This window comes from Chryseobacterium sp. SC28 (assembly GCF_003932955.1).
Classification (GTDB): domain Bacteria; phylum Bacteroidota; class Bacteroidia; order Flavobacteriales; family Weeksellaceae; genus Epilithonimonas.
In genome coordinates this window covers 57,592-76,823 of the sequence record NZ_QOVY01000012.1, presented here as the reverse complement: position 1 = coordinate 76,823, position 19,232 = coordinate 57,592, and the positions used below count along the sequence as shown (strand labels likewise).

Sequence of the window (19,232 nt, the reverse complement as noted above, 5' to 3'; positions counted from 1 at the left end):
TATGTCCATTTACCATTTTATCTTTACACTCTAAAAAAAACAATAATGGCAATCCTGGACAAAAACTTCACATTAATGAGCATCGCCAATTTTCTGAAAAGTAAACCCAACGGCGCAAACTTTAAAGAAATCTTGAAACACCTTGAGGAATTATACCACAAAGAAAGTTTCTCAAAAGATTTGGCATCCAGCCAGAGAACCTTCAATAGAGATAAGAACCTACTTTTGGAATTGGGAATCGAAATCAAATTCAAACGATCCACGATGACTTATCAAATCGTCAATGAAGAGTTTTCCCAAAATTCGCACACGATCTTTGACAATATTCTGTTGATAAATGCCTACAAACAAGCCGAAAACAACTCCGAAATACTGCTTTTCGAAAAAAGGCAAGCTTCCGGTTTGCACCACTTAGAAGGACTGATTAGAGCCATAAAGAATTCCAAAACCATAACTTTCAATTACACCAAACATTGGGAGGGCATTCCCAAGAAAAAAGTTGTGGAGCCCTACGCCCTGAAGGAGTTCAAAAACCGCTGGTACCTGCTGGCCAATGAAGTGGATGGAAAAGACTTCTTCCTCAAAACCTTTGGTCTCGACAGGATTTCAGATTTAGAACTCAATTCCAAGACCTTTAAAAAACTAGACACAGACATCGATGCTCTGTTTAAAAACTCATTCGGAATCATTTCTACTTTGGATCAGAAACCTGAAACCATTGTTTTGTCCTTCGATTATGAACAAGGCAAATTCGTGAAATCCCTGCCACTTCATCATTCCCAAAAAGTCTTGGTCGATAATGACTCCGAATACCGAATAGAACTCACCCTTTTCCCGACCTACGATTTCTATCAAGAACTTCTCGCACACACGGGAAGAATGAAAATCCTCTCGCCGGAAAGTGTAAAAGCAGAATACCTTAAATTGATAGATGCGGCTAAAATGTGATAAGTTGAAAACTCTATCCAATTTTAAGTCCCTGTCTATCGAAGAGGATTTTTGCAGTTCAACTTTCTTCAAATTATAATATATCCCCAATTAATCAGCCTTGGATAATATCTTTTCCCTATTTTCGTTGGAAAGGAAATGCATTTTGTCAAGATCCCGCTTGCACAAGAATCTTAAAGACAAAATTTAGAAAATTCTATCAAGGATGAATTCAAAAAAAATAGTACTTGCTTCAATGATTTCTTTGTATGGAATTACCGAAGCGCAACAATCTCAATATTTTACAAAAAACGAAGATTATCATTTTACCTTGGCCGATGATCTCTACCGGACCAAAATCTACAACGCTTCGCAATACGAATTTTCCAAACAATATTTTTACAACAAGGATCTCAGCAATGCCCGAAAAGAGGCTTCGGCGTTTTTCAGCAACGTGATTGGCGTGATTCTGCAGCAACAATATGCGGAAGAAGGCTTGAACGCTTTTATGAAAGAATATCCGAATTCTGCTTATTTTGCGCAGGCAAACGGCCCTTTGGCGAATTATTATTTGTCCAAAAAAGATTTTGAAAAAGCGTTGGCCACTTTGCAAAAAGTCAATCAGGCGCAGCTGAGCCGCGAGGAAAACACGCAGCATATTATGAAATTGGGCTATGCCAAATTTATGACCGGCGATTCTGCTGGAGCGATCGAGGCTTTGGAAGAATCTTTCAAATCTGCAGATGAAGCCAGCAAACCGGCAATTGCTTATATGTTGGGACATTTGTATTATGCTGACAAACAGAACGATAAAGCTTTTATCTATTTCGATCAGATTAAAAATAATGAGGAATATGCGCATCTTGTGAAACCGTATTATGTTCAGATGTATTACAATCAAAAGAATTATGACCTTGCAATTTCAGAAGGAAATGATCTTCTAAATAATGGAAAATCAACAAGTTACGATGCGGAAATCCATAAGATAGTGGGCGAAAGTTATTTTATGAAAGGCGATTATCAATCGGCTTATCCGCATCTTAAATTATTTTTGAACCAAGAGCCAACACCCTCAGAATCTGATCTTTACGAAATGGGATTTGTGGCCGCTCAGTTGCAGAAAAATGAGGAAGCCGTCGGCTATTACAACCAACTCATCAACAGCAATTCTCCGTTGGCTCAAAACGCTTATTACCAGCTCGGGAATGCATATTTGGAAACCGGAAAAAAACAGGAAGCTTTGTCGGCTTATCGGAATGCTTCACAAATGAATTATGACCCGAAAGTTCAACAATTAGCTTTGGAACAATATGCAAAATTGGGTTACGAACTGGGAAATCCGTTTGAGAATTCATCAAAAGTAATCCAAAGGTATATTGACAAATATCCGAAGAGTGAGAAAATTCAGGAAATGAAATCGCTTTTGGTGAAATCCTATTTGTATTCCGGAGATTACAAAGCGACTTTGGAAGCGCTCGGCAAACTCGACCAGAAAACGAATGAGACCAAGAAAATAGAGCAGGAGGTTTCCTATCTTTTGGGTTCTGAGGAATTCAATAAAGGGAATTTTGACGTGGCTGAAAATTATTTCAAGCAAAGTCTCCAGTACAATCTCAATAAAGATTTTTACAACAAAGCGCAATATTGGCTGGGTCAAACTTATTATCAAAAAGGCGATTACAAATCAGCGATTGCGACTTACACCAAGCTCGAAAATGAAACGGCTGAAGGATTTCCGGAACGTGAACAATTGGATTACGATTTAGGTTACGCCTATTTTAAACTCAAGGATTTTGTGCATGCTCAGGAATATTTTAAGGAATATTTGAGATTCCCGAAACAGGAATTCAAGGCGGATGCAGAATTGCGTTTGGCCGATACTTATTATGCTAACAATCAATTGAATGAAGCTTTAGAAATCTATAATAAAACCGAAAACGCCAGCGATTATACTTTGTATCAGAAATCTTTGGCTTTAGGTTTCAAAGGCGATACGGTTGCTAAGATTTCGGAATTGAAAAGCTTAATTTCAAAATATCCCAAATCGGAATATGTTGATGATGCGAATTATGAAATAGCAACAGCTTATGCACAAAACGACGATTTTGATAATTCAAATTCATACTTCGAAAAAGTCATCCAATCAAGTCCGGACAAAGACTTAGTTGCCAATTCCCAGATTTATAGAGCTCAAAATTACATCGATCAAGATCAAGCCGATCAAGCGTTTGCGGAATTTCAACTTTTGGCAAATCAATATAAAAATACAGCCTTTGCAGAGAAAATAGTTCTGGCTTCCAAACCTGCTTTCGTGAAAAAAGGCGACGTTGCCGGTTATGAAAATTTTGCTAAAACTTTGAATGTGAAAGTTGATAGTTCGGAGATCAATGAGATTAATTTCAATCTGGCGCAGGAAAGTTTTGCTAAGAAAGATTATGCGAAAGCCGTTGCTTATTACGAAAAATATCTGGATCAAAGTCCGAGTGGGGACAATCTTTTCAAATCTCAATACGAGTTGGGCGAAAGTTATTATCAGTTAAAACAAATTGACAAAGCGATGTTGCCGTTGCAAAATGTTGCCGATTTCCAGAATGATTATCAGCAAGATGCGCAGGTTCGATTGGCTCAGATCTACATTTCGCAAGACAAAATTGCGGATGCGAAAAAATATCTGGAGCAAGTTGCCAACTCCACGAATGTGAATATCAAAAACTTTGCTTCGATAGAATTGATGAAAATCTATGCGGACGAAAAGAACTTTGCGGAAGCGGAGAAATTCGCCAATGCAGTGATCTCAAACTCGAAAAATTCTGCAGCAACGTTGGAACAGGCGAAAGTTATCAAAGCAAGAAGCCTGATGCAACAATCGAAAGATAAAGATGCGCAATCAGCTTACACAGCTCTGGAAAAATCCTCCAATACAGAAGTTGCGGCGGAAGCTTTGTACGCAAAAGCCTTCTATCAAAACAAAGGAAAAGCCTTCAAATCGTCGAACGAAACGATTTTCAAATTGGCAAACAATTATGCTTCCGAAGAATATTGGGGCGCAAAAGCTTTGGTCATTATGGCGAAAAATTATTTGGCTTTGAAAGATAATTACCAGGCGAGTTACACGATTGATGAAGTTATAAAAAATTATCAGGATTTTCCGGAAGTTGTTGCTGAGGCGAAGGAAGTGAAATCGCAAATTAAGAAGTAATATGAAAGTCCTGAAGGGACGACTTAGCCCAGAATAGGATGAAATCCTATTAAATATGATAACAAAAATTAAAAATGAACAAACTGAAATATATCGCCGTTCTGGCATTTTTAGGAACTTTCGGAATCTCGGAAATCGGAGCTCAGATCAAAGAAGAGCAACTGATCCTAAACAGAAAACGTGAACCTGAAGTGAAAAAGATCGAGAAGAAAACAACGTCTGTCATCCAAGAAAAAAATTATCCGCCGGAAAATAAAAAGAAGGAAGATTCTCTCAATCTCAAATATGACATCGTGAATGTTCCGCCGGTTTCTAACTTCAAAACGACGGAAATTCAAAACGAAGATATTTCTCCGAAATTCAATAATGATTATCAGTCCAATTATTTCAGATTGGGTTATGGGAATTATGGAAAGTTCTTGGCAGACGCGAATATCTCGGGAAAAATTACGGAAAATGCAGAAGTAGGAGCGGATGTTCATTATTTGTCAACGACCGGACTGAAGAAAGATTACGATTGGGATTCCAAAAGCAGTCAGGCGAATATCAGCGCATTTGCAAATATCTATGCAGAAAAAGGGAAATATAATGTGGAGGCCAATTATGGTTTTAAGAATTATAATTACTACGGAATCTACGCTTTGACGCCACAAAATTCTGATCCGGATCTGGAACAGAAAGTCAATAAATTCGGTGTGAATGCCACTTACGATCATTATTCCAACGAGATTTTGAATAATATAAAAGTGAGGTCATATTTCTTAAGCGATCATTTTGATGCAAAAGAAAGTTACGCAAATGTGGAATTTAATTTATCTAAGCACGATTTTGCAATCAATGACCAGATCACGGCAAACAGCGATTTGGGAATCGATTTGGAAACCGTAAATTCTAAGTTTAAATTGCTAAATCATAATAATTCTGACCAACTGAATTTCAATTTATCACCAAAAATCACTTTTTATAAAGGCGAATCGTATTTGTTAATCGGTTCGGATTTTAGTTTTCTGAATTCTAAATTGAGCGATATTTCCGGCGAAAATAACAGAAACAAATTCTACTGGTTCCCACGAGCGGAAGTTTTGTTGGCGGCAGCGGACGAATTTAAAATTTATGGCGGCGTAGACGGCGGTTTGCAGCTGAATACCTACGGAAATCTGTTGGAAGAAAACCCATTTTTGATCTCGGATCTGCTTTTGAAACCGACTGAAAATAAATACCATTTCTATTTCGGTTTGAAAGGTGATATCAATCAGATGTTCAAATATGATGTGAATGCAGGTTTCAGCAAAGTGAACGGCGCGCCGTTTTTTGTAAATGATGGATTGTTTGATTCTAATATCGCTGCAGAAAGAAGAGCTTATGATTATGCGAATACCTTCCGTTCTGTTTATGACAACGGAAATCTGATGGAAATTAAAGGAGATTTGCAAGCTTTCCCGATGGAAAATCTGACTTTAGATGCAGGTTTGCATATTATGAAATATGACTTGGACAATCTGGACGAAGTTTATTACAAGCCTGTGGTACAATTTAATTTGGGAGCAAAATATTCGATGCTCGAGAAAAAGCTAAATCTCGGTTTCAAAGGATATTTTGTAACGGACAGAACGTCAAATGCTTTTAATATTCAAGCAGACAGCTTCAACCCCAATGTTTACACTTCTACCGAAAACAGAAATGAGAAAGTTGGCGGTTATGCAGATTTAAATTTGTCTGCGGAGTACAAGTTTCACAAAAATTTCAGTATTTTCGCACTCGGAAATAATCTTCTGAATACGAAGTACCAAAATTATTTGGGTTACAAAGTTTTGGGCGCGCAGGTTTTAGCCGGCGTGCAGATTACGTTCTAAAAATAATTGATATGATGATATGAATGATTACGAATCATTTAGAATTCATCAATATCATTTATTAAAAAGGCTGCGTAGTTCAACTGGATAGAATATCAGATTTCGGCTCTGAGGGTTGGGGGTTCGAATCCCTCCGCGGTCACAAACAAAGGAAGAGGCTATTTTAGAAGTGCTTTTTCCTTTTTTTATTTGGAATCTTCCCCTGATTTTTAGGAAAAATAAGTTCAGTTTTGTAGAAAATAGAAATCATTTCAATCAGAATTTTATGTGAACCTATTTTGTCAAATTCGATCCATTTTCTTAAGGATTAACTTTTTTAAATTCTCTATTTAGCTTGCTATTTCTATAGCCATAAAGAAAATAAATTACCAAACCGATCGCGAACCAAACACCAAACCAGAACCAATTTTCGTGGCTCATTCCCGTGAGCAGGTACAAGCAGGAACTCAAACCAATTAATGGAATTAAAGAAAGATTTTTGATAAAAGTAAGAAGACACAAAACCAGATTGACCGCGATATAAACCAAGATGGCCAAGCGGAACTCACCCTCTTTTGGATCATTGATATTCGTCAGTTGGCGGAAAAAATCGGGCTGATAAAAATAGAAAAATACCAGTCCGCCGATGAAGATCAGAGGAAAAAAATATTTCCCGTTGATATACGGCAAATGAAATCTCCCTTTGATTTTTTCTTTGTTGGGAAGCAGCAGAACGCCGCCGCAAACCAGCACAAACGCAAAGATGGTCCCGATGCTCGTAAAATCCAAAATAAAGGATTTGTCGGTAAATAAAATGGGAACACCCACCACGAATCCTGTGACGATGGTTGCAAATGAGGGAACCTTATTCTTGCTATGAACTTCCTGAAACTTCTTTGGCAAAAGTCCATCGCGAGACATCGCCATCCAGATTCTCGGCTGCCCCATCTGGAAGACCAATAGAACGGTGGTAATGGCTACGATCGCAATGAGCGAAACGATAAATTCCATCCAAGGTATATTCAGATTAGAAGAATCAAAAATGAAAGACAGCGGATCGCCAATCCCATCAAATTTTTTATAATCTACCACGCCGGTCAAAACGAGCGTCAAAACAATATAAATAACGGTGCAAAGTGCAAGGGAAATGAGCATGCCCCGTGGCAGGTCGCGCTGCGGATTTTTGGTTTCTTCCGACAACACCGAGATGGCGTCAAAACCGATGTAAGCGAAGAAAACGCCGGAAACAGCAGACATTACGCCGGCAAATCCGTTGGGCATAAACATGCCAACATCGCTACCCGGAGCTTTCGGAAACCAATTGCCGGTATTCACAAATCCAATCCCGACAGCAATTACCAACAAAATGACAAACAGTTTCAGAATCACAAAAAAATTGTTGAAATTCTTACTTTCTTTGATTCCTTGGTAGCACAGCCAAGTTATTAATCCATTGATAATTAAGGCCGGAATATCAAGAATAATCTTCAATCCGCCCACCACGGGCGCCGAGGTCCAGGCATTCACGAGTTCTGCATTGGTAGATTGGTTCAGAAATGCTTTCTTAGCTTCGGTGTAGCTGCAGGTAAGGAAATCCGGAATGTGAATCCCAATTCTTTCCATAAAACTGGTAAAATAATCGGACCACGAGAAGGCCACATAGATGTTCCCAAAAGAATATTCCATAATCAGAGCCCAGCCAATGACCCACGCAATCAACTCTCCGAAACTGGCATAAGCATAGGTGTAAGCGCTTCCTGCCGTGGGAATGCGGCTTGCAAATTCTGCGTAGCACAAGGCCGTAAAAGCACAGGCAAAACCACAAATCAGATATAAAATAATCACGCCGGGTCCGCCGCGGAAAATGGCCTCGCCCAAACTGCTGAAACTGCCGGCACCAATAATGGCGGCTATCCCGAAAAAGACAATGTCCCAAGTTCCGAGAACACGGTTGAGTTGCCCTTTGTCTGAGTTTTCTGTGTAATGTTTTCTTCTGAAAAGTGAGTTGATCAAAGTTTTAGATTTTAATGAAAGTAACAAATGTAATGAAAAATGATGATTTTTGTTAAAAGTTTGTTAAGTAAAACAGCTTTTTTAAACGATTGGAGTTGGAATCAATTTACAAAAAAACCCGAACTGTTCGGGCTTGGGAATTGTATTTTCGAATTAAATTTTAATCTTCATCGTCTTCGTCTTCATCGAAAACATCGTTGTAATCGTCATCATCCTCATCTTCATCGTTGTAATCGTCGTCGTCAAACCCCGTGGTTTTAAAATCGTCGAAATCGTCGAAATCGTCATCTAAAAAAGCAAGCGCAGAGCCTTTGTCTTTTCCGTTGGCAGCGCCGTTTTTACTGGGCGCTTTCAAAGGTACGTTGCCGAATCTGTAAACCGTAATGGGGTAATTTACGGCCGGTTTTTCGGGCGCAATCTGCAATAGTTCACAGAAGAAATCCCAAAGTTCTATGAAGCCGTACTGAAATCGCATTTTTGCGCCAACCTCCGGAAAGCCCTCTTTCAAATAAACGTCCGACATGATTTCTCCATCACCATCCTCACTCATATCTTCCAAAGGAACAGGGCGGCCTTCCGCCCATTCATCATCGGAAAAATAAAAAGAAGACAACTCATCGCCCGGTAAGCTAAACGCACTTTTGATCCCCAGATGCAGATTCCAAAGTGTCTGTTTCTCTTTGATCTCGATGTCTCTGAAGATGGTTTCCTTCGCGTTTAGGATTACTCTTATCTTATAAACCATTGTTGATTTTTCTTTAACTTATTAGCTTGATTGCTGATGCAAATATAAAACAAATGGAATTCCACAAAAATTTCATTTAAATTTTTTTTCAAAAAAGATTTTTATAAATTGTCCGCATTAGGAAACGTAGCTACACCGATCATAAAGGATCGTGCTCACCTGATTTTATCGAGAGAGGGTTTTGCCAGTTTGAATTTGAATTTGGTACCCGACAGATAGACGCTTTCTACGACAATGGTCTGTTTATGAGCTTCCAGAATGTGTTTCACGATGGCAAGCCCAAGACCGGAGCCGCCTTCTTTCCGGTTTCTGCTGGATTCTACTCTATAAAAACGCTCAAAAATTCGCGGTAAGTTTTCAGGTTTTATTCCCATTCCGTTGTCTTCCACAGAGATATGGATATTCTGCAAGCCTTCTCTTGTAGATACGATGATCTGCGCCTCCTCGCGGTTGGCATATTTAATGGCATTCGAAACAAGATTGATCAAAACTTGGGAGATCTTCTGCTTGTCCGCATACACGAATAGTTGGGACTGCGTGGTCTGCAGTTGCATGGTCATCGATTGTCTTTCAGCTTCCATCTCCAGCAGATCGAATATTTCCTGAATCAAATGATTGATGTCAAAGATGGAAAACTTCAAGTTGATTTGCCCGGATTCGAAACGGTTGATCATATCCAGGTCTTTCACGATGTTTAGCAATCTCTCGACAGAATTGTCTATTCTCTGCAGATATTTGTCGCGGATGTTGAGATTATCCACCGCGCCATCGCGCAAGGTTTCTATATAACCTTGGATAGAAAAAAGAGGCGTCTTCAGCTCGTGGGAAACATTCCCAATATATTCTTTCCTATAATCTTCCATTTCCTTCATCAGATCTATTTCGGCATTTTTCTGGTTCATTTCGTGCATTTTCTCGCCCAGTTCTTTGAAGCCGAGATCGGTGTCGTAGTCGTGGATGATGTCTTCGGGGAGGATGTTGGTAATCCTTCTTATCTGATTCCGACTGTAGAAACCGAAAAGAAATTCCATTACAAAATAATTGACAATAAATAAAAACGCCAGCGTAAAGATCAAAAAATAGTTAAAATCTCTGGTTTTGAAATAGGCATCATCGGTGTAAAACTGGAACATCAAAACCACGGCTCCAAAAACAGCCACCAAAACAAACGATGAGGCAATGGATAACCAATTGATTTTTAAAGAATTCTTTAATTTCATCTGAAAAAAAAGATTTTCTAAAAAGAAAATCTTAAACTACTAATTTATATCCTATTCCTTTCAGCGTTTGGATGGTGTTGATTCCCAGTTTTTCCCGCAACCGGCGGATATGGACATCGATAGTTCTTTCGCCGACGATCACGTCGTTGCCCCAAACTCTTTCCAGGATTTCTTCTCTTTTGAAGACCTTATCGGTGTTGGATGCCAAAAGATAAAGCAAATCAAATTCCTTCTTCGGAAGCAAAAATTCTTCTTTCGCCTTGGTAACTTTGAAGTTGTCTTTATCAATGATGAGATCGCCGATCTCGATGTAATTGGAATTTTCATTGGAATTGGCGCCCAATTGCAGCAGGGCGGCCACTTTGGAAATAAGAACTTTTGGCTTAATCAGTTTGACGATGTAATCGTTGGCACCGGCCTGATAGCCCGCTAATTGAGAAAATTCCTCGCTTCGGGCAGATAGAAAGACGATGAGCGTTTTTTGCAGCTCCTTGATCTGTCGCAGCTCTTGGCAGGTTTCGATGCCATCTTTTTCCGGCATCATGACGTCTAATAAAATTAAATCCGGCAAGACCTCCTTCGCTTTTGAAATACCCTCATTTCCGTTGCTGGCTGTGAACACTTCATAACCTTCTTTTTCCAAATTATAAGAGATGATTTCCAAGATGTCCTGTTCATCATCAATTAATAGGATTTTTTTACGATTCATTTCGATTTATTATTATGTCAAAATTAAAAAAATTTGAACTGTATATCACTAAATGTTTAAAGTTCACACAAATTTAACATTTAAAAACTAAACCGATAGCTTGTACCAAAGTTTATTAATAACTTACCTCTTTTACTTCTGGCGGGATATTCATTTTTCAAGGAATTTAAGTTAAATTTGCACCTCATGTTCAGATTATGGAAGAAGAAGAAAAAAAAGTGCTCAATTTTATCGAACAGATTATAGAAGATGATCTGGAAAATGGTCTGGATCCGGCAAAGCTGCGTTTCAGATTTCCGCCGGAACCCAACGGTTATCTTCACATCGGGCATACAAAAGCGATATGTATCAACTTTGGCTTGGGCGAGAAGTACAATGCGCCTGTCAACCTTCGTTTTGATGACACCAATCCTACGAAGGAAGAACAAGAATTTGTAGATTCTATCAAAGCGGACATCGAATGGCTTGGTTTCCGGTACGATCAGGAATTATATACCTCCGATTATTTTCAGCAACTTTATGACTGGGCTGTCGAGCTTATCAAGCAAGGCAAAGCGTATGTAGATGAGCAATCCTCGGAAGAAATTACTGCGCAGCGAAAAAATCCTTTTGAGCCCGGCGTAGATTCCCCTTTCAGAAATCGCCCGGCCGAGGAAAGTCTTTCGCTTTTTGAGAAAATGAAAAACGGAGAATTTGAAGAAAGCGCGATGAGTTTGCGTGCAAAAATAGATATGGCGTCTCCGAATATGAATATGCGGGATCCCGTGATGTACAGAATCATTAAAACACCACATCACAGAACGGGAGACCATTGGAAAATCTATCCGATGTACGACTGGGCGCACGGCGAATCAGATTACATCGAGCAGATTTCGCATTCGCTTTGCTCATTGGAGTTTGAGAATCATCGGCCGCTGTACGAATGGTTTCTGGAACAAATCGCCGACCGCAACCGCGTGATACCGAAGCAGAGAGAATTTGCGCGGATGAATGTTTCTTATATGGTGACATCCAAAAGAAAACTTCAAAGATTGGTACAAGAGAAAATTACCAAAGGCTGGGACGACCCCCGGATGCCCACCATTTCGGGACTTAGACGCAAAGGTTACACGCCGGCGGCAATCCGAAATTTTATAGAAAGGGTAGGCGTTGCCAAACGCGAAAATCTGATCGATATTCAGCTATTGGAATTCTGCGTGCGAGAGGATCTGAACAAAATAGCAACCCGCGTGATGGCGGTGGTAAATCCGGTGAAACTTATCATCGAGAATTATCCCGAAGACAAAGAAGAATGGTTGGAGACTGAAAATAATCCTGAAGATGAAAATGCAGGAACGAGAAAAGTACCTTTTTCCCGAGAAATTTACATCGAGCGAGAGGATTTCAAAGAAGAGGCTGACAAGAAATTTTTCCGGCTCAGACTGGATGGAGAAGTCAGATTAAAAGCAGCCTACATCATCAAGGCCGTGCGCGTGGACAAGCACGCCAATGGTGAGATCAAAACCATCTATGCCACCTATGACGAAGATTCAAAGTCGGGCAGCGGAACGGAGGCCAGCCTGAGAAAAGTTAAAGGAACGCTGCATTGGGTTTCCGCGAAGCACGCCTTGCCCATCGAGATCCGAACCTACGAAAAACTGTTTACGACGGAACAGCCGGATGCGGAGAAAGATGTAGATTTCGTCAATTTTGTAAACCCGCAATCTCTGCGGGTGACGAATGGCTATGCCGAACCGAGCTTGAAAGACGCGACCTTGGAAGATCATTTCCAGTTTCAAAGAATCGGTTATTATATCAAAGATAGAGATTCTACTCCTGAATGTCCGGTTTTCAACCGAACCGTGACTTTGAAGGATGGTTATAAGCCATAAAATTTATAAAAAATTTAGAAGTAGAAATTAGTTTTCATTAAATTATTAAACTAAAAATCAGGCAATTGCCTGATTTTTTTCGTTCATTTCTTTATGGATATAATTTAAAAAATATCGAATATTTTTGAGTGCATTACGCCAGAACATCTCTGATTTCTTTATTCTTTTGGAACATTACTTTTGCAAAAGGACAAAGCGGGACTATTTTCAGATTGTTTTCTCTTGCAAATTCTACTGCTTTATAAAGCAATTCTTTACCGACACCTTTGCCGTTGAACTCCTGCTCAACTTCTGTATGATCGATCGTGATGAGATCCGCTCCATCTCGCTGGTAGGTCATCGTTCCGGCTTTTTGTCCGTCAAAAATAGCAACGAATTCGCCGTTTTTCTCGTTGTTGTTTTGTTTTATTTCTATCATTTTGTATGAGATTTAATATAGATTATTGATTTGATATGAGATGATTTAAAAAATCGACATCTTCCTTTTTGAAAAGCCCGGTGCCGGCAGCCATCGTGGTTGCAGATCCGCAGGCGATTCCCATTTGCAACATCTCCTTGTAAGTTCCATTTTTCAATAGTACAGACGCCATCCCAGCCACCATACTGTCGCCCGCGCCTACGGTACTTCGGACTTTTATAACCGGAGCTTGCAGCCAGATGAATTCTTTTTCCGAACATAAAAAAGCACCTTTCGCTCCCAGAGAAACGACGACCACCTCGGCTTTTTTAGCTTTGATGAGTTCATAAGCCGCCGCCTGCGCAGACTGCGTGTCCAGTTCTTGTTTACCAGTAAGCGCTGCGAGTTCGCCGATATTTGGTTTTAGCAAAAATACCGATTCCTCCGCGGCCGCCTGCAAGGCTTCTCCAGAAGTATCAACGATGACTTTGGAACCTTTTTCTTTAAAATTGGCAATAATTTTTTTTAAATAATTGGGCGCCACATTGGGTGGCAGACTTCCACTGATGACGGCGATGTTTGGTATAGTCTCTATGTTTTGCAAAAATTTAAAGAAAGAAGTCTGCTCTTCTTCCGAAACCGCCTCGCCATCCATTCCGAAACGGTATTGCTGCTGGTTGGAAGTATCTACCACGATGAAGTTTTCTCGGGTTTCGCCCTTCACAGCAAATGCGTTTATAGTCAGCTTTTCTTGGGTTAAAAGCTCTTCGAGCAAAGCGCCTGTTCTGCCGCCCGAGAGGAAAACGGTTTCGGCGTCTACGCCCAGCCTTTTCAGAGCACGAGAGATGTTGACGCCGCCGCCACCTGGTTCATAAACCGGGGTGGTGCAACGGAGTTTTTGTTCGGGTATTATCTTGTCGACGGTGCTGCTTTTATCGACAGCAGGATTGAATGTAATGGTTAATATCGAGGATCCCATGAGCGGAAATTATATTAAACAAATTTAACTATTTTATTCCCAAAACTTTCCGAACATCGTCGATAAAGTAACGTATTTTTGCCGAAGCCTTGGATCTACGTTCTGATACTTCTTTATTGGTAGCGCTGATGTTCCTTAGGCTTCACAAATTTTTCTATAAGCGGCTTGAATAGCGCTTTATATTTTTCGATGTCAAATACTTGAGAATCCGTCAAAGCTTTGTAAGTGATCCACAAACTGAATGGGAACAGCACCATATTAGGAATCCAAGCGGCGAGGTAGGGATTCACCTTTCCTTTCCAGGAGAGGTTCTCGACTGTGAGATTCAGGACGTAGAAAATGATGAAGATCACGATAGCAATGATGACAGGAAGCCCCATTCCGCCTTTTCTGATTATCGATCCGAGACTGGCGCCAATCAGGAAAAAAATGATACAGGTAAAAGAGTAGGAGACGATGCGCTGCTGATACATCACCATTTTGTTATGGCTTTTTATGGTGTCTGCAATTAATTTTTGGTTGGATTGCACGGTACTTTTCAGAGCCTCAATTTTGTTGTAAGCGCCCCACAGCACTTCCAGCTTTTTGTCTTTTTGCAAAGAGTCTATTTTATACGGTTCTTCTATTTTCGGGTCTTTCGGTTTTATTTTATCAATATATTGAACGTAGTTATTGGTCTGATTGATCACCGGCGAAGCTACGGAATTCAAAGTGGATAGGTTGGTTTCTCTGTTTTTTTTAAGGGTTTCATTCACCTCTGCGTAGTTCTGAAAACGGTAATCGTCCGTTATTTTTTCCTGCTCTATCGCATTGTTGATAAGTTCGCTAATATCAAAATGATAAACCAGACTGTCGAATTTTACAGATTGGTTCGGCTGCTTTTTTCTTTGTTCAAAAGATTTTCCGGAGATGTTGTCTTCATAAACATATCCGTCATAAAGAATGAGTTTCAGGTAATTTCGGTCTTCGGCATTTGCGAATTTTCCATTTTTTGCGATGATTGTTTGCTGGTCGTCGTAGGGACTTGCATTCTTGTGCAGAAAAACGCCTTCGAGTCTTTCGCCCTTTTTACCGTATATTTTATCAAATTTTACCGAATAGCCGGAAATCTGATCGATAAAGACGCCCGGCGTAAAGTTGATGGCCGGTTTGGAAGACACAATATTGTACAACATATTTTTCGCCTTGCGCTGAAAATCCGGAATGATGTTGTTCGAAAATAAAAACAAAATGCCTGCAAGAAATGTAACCGTGATGAGCAGGGGCATCATCACGCGAAGCAGCGATATCCCGGCAGCCTTCATCGCTGCGAGTTCGTAGCGCTCGCCAAAATCTCCAAACGTCATAATAGAAGCCAGCAGAATCGTAAGCGGCAATACCATACTCACCACGCTCATCCCAAGATAAAACAGCAGTTTCGCAATTTCCCAGTAGGTCAGCCCTTTGCCCGTCAATTGAGACATCTGTGTCCAGATAATATTGACAATGAAGATGAAAAACAGCACACTGAAAATAAAAAGAAAAGGACCAAAAAAGGTCTTAACGATATATTGATCTAATTTTTTCAATAGGAAAATTTAAAATTCAAAATTACTGCAAAAAAAGCAATATTGAAATGATAGAGCGATTTTTAGTGAATCTTTATTAATGCATAAAACCATTGTTTAATTTAAAGCTAAGTAAAAGAGAGCATAATAAATACAGCTTTTTCAGATTTTATTGTAAATGTGTAAGAGTTTTAAGGATTAAAACTACGGACTGTTTTATAGTCCCAAGACGATAAAAACTCTAACTTTGCAAGGCATAAAAACAAATTTTTGAAAGGAATCATCATCAAATCTACAGGCAGCTGGTATCAAGTGTTGGAAGGAGAATCCAAAAAAGTCTATGAAGCCAGGATTCGGGGCAAATTCAAATTGGAAAAAACGAGACTCACGAATCCGCTGGCAGTGGGAGATGAGGTGGAATTTTCTTTGGAGCAGGATGATGTGGCGTGGATTACGAAGATCTTCCCAAGAAAGAATTATCTGATCCGGAAATCTGTCAATCTTTCCAAAGAAGCGCACATTATTGCTTCCAACGTCGATATTGCCTGCTTCATTTATACTTTGAAATTCCCCGAAACTTCTTTAGGTTTTCTCGATCGCTTTCTTGCTTGCTGCGAGGCCTACAATATTCCGACTCTGATTTTATTCAACAAAATAGATACTTTGGACGAAGCGGAAATACAAATTGTGGAAAACATCGAAGCAATATACCGAAACATCGGCTACGATACCTTGAAAATTTCATCCTACACAAGGCTAAATTTTAATTTTTTGATAGATAAAATCAAAGAGCAGACATCGGTATTCTTCGGCCATTCCGGCTGTGGAAAATCCACCTTGGTCAATGCTTTGCAACCCAATCTGCATATCAAAACGGGCGATATTTCAGAATCTGTGCTCAAAGGTAAACACACCACGACTTTTGCCCAAATGCATTTTTGGGATTTTGGCGGATCGGTAATCGATACGCCCGGCGTTCGGGAATTTGCGATGATTGATGTGCAAAAGGAAGAAATCCAGCATTATTTTCCGGAGATATTTAAGGCTGGGAGGCTTTGCAAATTTCATAACTGTATGCACATCAACGAACCGAAATGTGCAGTTCTGGAAGGTGTGAAAACCGGAACTATTGAAGAATCGCGCTACATCACCTATCTGAAACTGATGGAAGAAGCAGATGAAATGAATACCATTTAAAAAAAATCCTGCAAAATTGATTTTTACAGGATTTAGTATGCAGGATAGACCCTATTCTAAAATCTCCAGCCTACTGTCAAAAAGAAGTTGTTTCTGTTGTTTTTCACTTTCGAAACTGCATAGGCATCGCTCAATAATTCGGTTCCGGAAGGATTGTAATAGCCGGAAGTAGTATAATAATTAGGATCTGTTACCACGCCGAATAATGATGGACTTTTGTACTTGGACGAAATATTCTGATAGCTTGCATCGATATAAAATGCTTTAAAATCATATCCGATACCTGCGCCAATCGTATTTCGTTCTCCCACCAAAAGATCTGAAAAAGATTGCTTAGACTTGGACCCATCGTCGTTATAAGCCAATAGTGACAGATTATCGAAGCTATTGCTTTGGTAGGCGTAGCCGGCTCTTAATCTGAACGCGTCCAATCTATATTCTGCACCCACTCGGAATTCGGAAGAATTTTTATATGAGTCGCTAAAGAAATCATTCAATTCCCGCTCTGCCGCGCCATATTCGTCATACTTAGGTTTTGTAATTCCTTGGATATAATCCACATTTAGGGCAAAATTCTTATTGGGGACGAAGGCCGCGCTGAGAGTAGCTTTCATAGGCGTGGTCAACTCTCTGTCTTCGACAAAAACATCATAATAAGAGTCATCTTTGTAATATTGGCTGTATATTCTATCGATATTCCACCAAGTAGGTGTTTCAATAGCAAGACCCACTCTGAATTCGTTGCTGAGCTTGGCGATTACCCCGATATTAGCCGAGAATCCGTCGGAATGCTCCTCATAAGATGTATATTGTTTGTTAAAAGTGGTAATAGCATTCGTTAATTTATTTTGAAAATTAGCGGCGTCGTCCTGACCTAAGAAAGAGTCATGGAAATTCAATCCTGCTCCGAAGAACCATCGGTTATCATAGTTGGCGCCCACTGTAAAATTTGCCTTCGACACGTCGCCATATCTGTTGTAGGCGTGTCCTCGATAAGAATAATCTACCGGCGTCGCATACAGGGGATAACTAGTAATGATGATATTGGGATTAGCCGCGGATTCTACATAATTATCAAGGGAACGGGTGGTGTAGCTGACACCAATATTTACAAACTTCCATTTAGTTCCCCTATCCCCAAGATTGAAAGTCAGCACACCGCCTGCATTGCTTAAATCTGTATTATCCATTGTGTATCCTACTGATCTACCGGCAAGCGTGGCAGTATTCTTATTGTTGTAAATGCCAAGCGTCATACTTAAATCGTTTGCGATGAAAACTCCAATTCCAGCAGGATTGACATTGACAGTAGAAATATCACCTCCCAGCGCACCCACGGAACCAGCCAGTGCATTATATCTGGCACTTCCATTGACAGGGTTTTCGGAGTATACATTAATCGTATTTGTAATTACAGAAATGTCCTGTGCTTCTAAATGCACGGCTAAAATTGGAATACTTAGCAGTAATATAGTTTTTTTTAACATTTTAATGAAAAGTATTTTTATTATTATATTATGATGATTATAACGTTTTTATCTTCTTCCGCCACCGCCGGATCTCATTCCGCCACCGCCTGATGAACCGCCGGATCTCATACCTCCGCCGTAGTTCGGAGAGCCGCCGAAATTCCCAGATCTTGAGGGACTTGTATATGTGCCATTTCTGCCACCGCCATAATTAGGCGTTGTTCTTACGCCGCCCGTGTTGGGATAGTTTTGCGATCTCACCCCGCTACTGTTGGGGTAAGTTCTCACATTACCATTTGGATAATTTCTTATTCCGCTATTATTTATTCTGATACCGTTGGCATTGTTAGAACTTCTTATGCTACTATTTGCAGTTCCAAGTTGGGTTCTAACATCTCTGCTGCCACGGAATCCACTGGAATTAATGCCTGCATAGTGAGTACCGTTTCTGCTGCCACTTCTGTTTGGAGTAATCATCCCGTTCAATCGGCCGTTGGTGCCAGATCTGTTATAGTATATTGGATGGTAATATCCGCCGTAGTAGCCACCCCAGCCGTAACCATATCCCCAGAACGGACTGTAAAATCCGGGACCCCAGACCCAAGGTGAATAAAAAGAATAGCCCCATCCGAAGCCAAGCCCCCAAGACCAAGAGTTGAAAGGACTATTCCAGTAGTAGAAACCATAAGCTGGGTAGCCCCAAACGCCATAGCCCCAAGTATTGAAACTATTGTAATAGGTTTCTGTACCGGTATAAAATCCCCAATCCGAATCGGTGTTTAGCCGATATCGGTTCTGCTGCTCTTGTATATTTAGTTGGTTATTGTCGTAGATGCTTGGCGCGCTATCTTGAAAATTATAATATTCATCTATACGATTACCGTAGTTTCCCGGATAGGTACCTGCGGGCAACGAATCTTTATTGGGATCATAATACACACCATCTGTTTCTGAGTATCCACCTGTATAGACCGTGCAGGAACTCATTAGGAAAGCGCCGACCATTAAAATCAAAATTTTTGATTTTATCAGATGCGCAAGGTAACTATTGTTGAAATTTTTCATTTTATGGGAAGTATTAAAGTTTGCTATATTTGTACTCTTAAAAAAGAAACCAAATTTTGTAC

General features: G+C 40.0%; 14 protein-coding genes and 1 tRNA gene. 6 read left to right on the top strand and 9 right to left on the bottom strand.

Annotation, left to right across the window (positions count from 1 at the left end):
- Positions 1-45 precede the first annotated feature (45 nt).
- The 4 genes from DTW91_RS08470 to DTW91_RS08455 all read left to right on the top strand — a co-directional run bounded on the left by DTW91_RS08470 (position 46) and on the right by DTW91_RS08455 (position 6,121).
- Positions 46-948 (top strand): helix-turn-helix transcriptional regulator, encoded by a 903-nt coding sequence (locus tag DTW91_RS08470; RefSeq protein ID WP_228412689.1) that lies wholly within the window; start codon positions 46-48, stop codon positions 946-948.
- 205 nt (positions 949-1,153) lie between these two features.
- Positions 1,154-4,126: a tetratricopeptide repeat protein gene (locus DTW91_RS08465; RefSeq protein WP_125202955.1), complete on the top strand. Its 2,973-nt coding sequence runs from the start codon at positions 1,154-1,156 to the stop codon at positions 4,124-4,126.
- 74 nt (positions 4,127-4,200) lie between these two features.
- Complete coding sequence (locus DTW91_RS08460) at positions 4,201-5,979, top strand: TonB-dependent receptor (RefSeq protein ID WP_125202954.1); 1,779 nt, start codon at positions 4,201-4,203, stop codon at positions 5,977-5,979.
- Between the two features lie 68 nt (positions 5,980-6,047).
- Positions 6,048-6,121, top strand: a tRNA-Arg gene (locus DTW91_RS08455).
- A gap of 158 nt (positions 6,122-6,279) precedes the next feature.
- Here the strand turns inward: DTW91_RS08455 and DTW91_RS08450 are convergent.
- The 4 genes from DTW91_RS08450 to DTW91_RS08435 all read right to left on the bottom strand — a co-directional run bounded on the left by DTW91_RS08450 (position 6,280) and on the right by DTW91_RS08435 (position 10,645).
- Positions 6,280-7,968 carry an APC family permease gene (locus tag DTW91_RS08450; protein WP_125202970.1) on the bottom strand — a complete coding sequence of 563 codons (1,689 nt, stop codon included), beginning with the start codon at positions 7,966-7,968 and terminating at the stop codon, positions 6,280-6,282.
- A gap of 163 nt (positions 7,969-8,131) precedes the next feature.
- Positions 8,132-8,716 (bottom strand): IS1096 element passenger TnpR family protein, encoded by a 585-nt coding sequence (locus tag DTW91_RS08445; RefSeq protein ID WP_125202953.1) that lies wholly within the window; start codon positions 8,714-8,716, stop codon positions 8,132-8,134.
- Positions 8,717-8,871: 155 nt separating this feature from the next.
- Positions 8,872-9,936 (bottom strand): sensor histidine kinase, encoded by a 1,065-nt coding sequence (locus tag DTW91_RS08440; protein WP_125202952.1) that lies wholly within the window; start codon positions 9,934-9,936, stop codon positions 8,872-8,874.
- A 31-nt stretch (positions 9,937-9,967) separates the two neighbouring features.
- The gene (locus DTW91_RS08435; RefSeq protein ID WP_125202951.1) at positions 9,968-10,645 is read right to left on the bottom strand and encodes a response regulator transcription factor; all 678 of its coding nucleotides are present in this window, start codon (positions 10,643-10,645) and stop codon (positions 9,968-9,970) included.
- 197 nt (positions 10,646-10,842) lie between these two features.
- Between DTW91_RS08435 and DTW91_RS08430 the strand changes: the two genes are divergently transcribed.
- Complete coding sequence (locus DTW91_RS08430; protein WP_125202950.1) at positions 10,843-12,516, top strand: glutamine--tRNA ligase/YqeY domain fusion protein; 1,674 nt, start codon at positions 10,843-10,845, stop codon at positions 12,514-12,516.
- Between the two features lie 133 nt (positions 12,517-12,649).
- Here the strand turns inward: DTW91_RS08430 and DTW91_RS08425 are convergent, their stop codons facing one another.
- The 3 genes from DTW91_RS08425 to DTW91_RS08415 all read right to left on the bottom strand — a co-directional run bounded on the left by DTW91_RS08425 (position 12,650) and on the right by DTW91_RS08415 (position 15,469).
- On the bottom strand, positions 12,650-12,931 hold the full coding sequence (locus DTW91_RS08425; protein WP_410493728.1) for a GNAT family N-acetyltransferase: 282 nt from the start codon (positions 12,929-12,931) through the stop codon (positions 12,650-12,652).
- A 25-nt stretch (positions 12,932-12,956) separates the two neighbouring features.
- Positions 12,957-13,892 carry a 1-phosphofructokinase family hexose kinase gene (locus DTW91_RS08420; RefSeq protein WP_125202948.1) on the bottom strand — a complete coding sequence of 312 codons (936 nt, stop codon included), beginning with the start codon at positions 13,890-13,892 and terminating at the stop codon, positions 12,957-12,959.
- Positions 13,893-14,005: 113 nt separating this feature from the next.
- Positions 14,006-15,469, bottom strand: coding sequence for an LptF/LptG family permease (locus tag DTW91_RS08415; protein ID WP_125202947.1), 1,464 nt, complete (start codon positions 15,467-15,469; stop codon positions 14,006-14,008).
- A gap of 240 nt (positions 15,470-15,709) precedes the next feature.
- On the opposite strand from DTW91_RS08415, the gene rsgA reads away from it, so the two are divergent.
- Positions 15,710-16,636: a ribosome small subunit-dependent GTPase A gene (gene rsgA, locus DTW91_RS08410; RefSeq protein ID WP_125202946.1), complete on the top strand. Its 927-nt coding sequence runs from the start codon at positions 15,710-15,712 to the stop codon at positions 16,634-16,636.
- Between the two features lie 56 nt (positions 16,637-16,692).
- Here the strand turns inward: rsgA and DTW91_RS08405 are convergent, their stop codons facing one another.
- Both DTW91_RS08405 and DTW91_RS08400 read right to left on the bottom strand, forming a co-directional pair.
- On the bottom strand, positions 16,693-18,123 hold the full coding sequence (locus tag DTW91_RS08405; RefSeq protein WP_125202945.1) for an OmpP1/FadL family transporter: 1,431 nt from the start codon (positions 18,121-18,123) through the stop codon (positions 16,693-16,695).
- A 48-nt stretch (positions 18,124-18,171) separates the two neighbouring features.
- On the bottom strand, positions 18,172-19,170 hold the full coding sequence (locus DTW91_RS08400; RefSeq protein ID WP_125202944.1) for a prolyl-tRNA synthetase: 999 nt from the start codon (positions 19,168-19,170) through the stop codon (positions 18,172-18,174).
- Between the last annotated feature and the right edge of the window lie 62 nt (positions 19,171-19,232).

Bases quoted from the DNA above. Each gene is read 5' to 3' on its own strand.
- DTW91_RS08470 (WP_228412689.1), top strand. From the start codon at position 46: ATGGCAATCCTGGACAAAAACTTCACATTAATGAGCATCGCCAATTTT.
- DTW91_RS08465 (WP_125202955.1), top strand. From the start codon at position 1,154: ATGAATTCAAAAAAAATAGTACTTGCTTCAATGATTTCTTTGTATGGA.
- DTW91_RS08460 (WP_125202954.1), top strand. From the start codon at position 4,201: ATGAACAAACTGAAATATATCGCCGTTCTGGCATTTTTAGGAACTTTC.
- DTW91_RS08445 (WP_125202953.1), bottom strand. From the start codon at position 8,716: ATGGTTTATAAGATAAGAGTAATCCTAAACGCGAAGGAAACCATCTTC.
- DTW91_RS08440 (WP_125202952.1), bottom strand. From the start codon at position 9,936: ATGAAATTAAAGAATTCTTTAAAAATCAATTGGTTATCCATTGCCTCA.
- DTW91_RS08435 (WP_125202951.1), bottom strand. From the start codon at position 10,645: ATGAATCGTAAAAAAATCCTATTAATTGATGATGAACAGGACATCTTG.
- DTW91_RS08430 (WP_125202950.1), top strand. From the start codon at position 10,843: ATGGAAGAAGAAGAAAAAAAAGTGCTCAATTTTATCGAACAGATTATA.
- DTW91_RS08420 (WP_125202948.1), bottom strand. From the start codon at position 13,892: ATGGGATCCTCGATATTAACCATTACATTCAATCCTGCTGTCGATAAA.
- DTW91_RS08405 (WP_125202945.1), bottom strand. From the start codon at position 18,123: ATGTTAAAAAAAACTATATTACTGCTAAGTATTCCAATTTTAGCCGTG.
- DTW91_RS08400 (WP_125202944.1), bottom strand. From the start codon at position 19,170: ATGAAAAATTTCAACAATAGTTACCTTGCGCATCTGATAAAATCAAAA.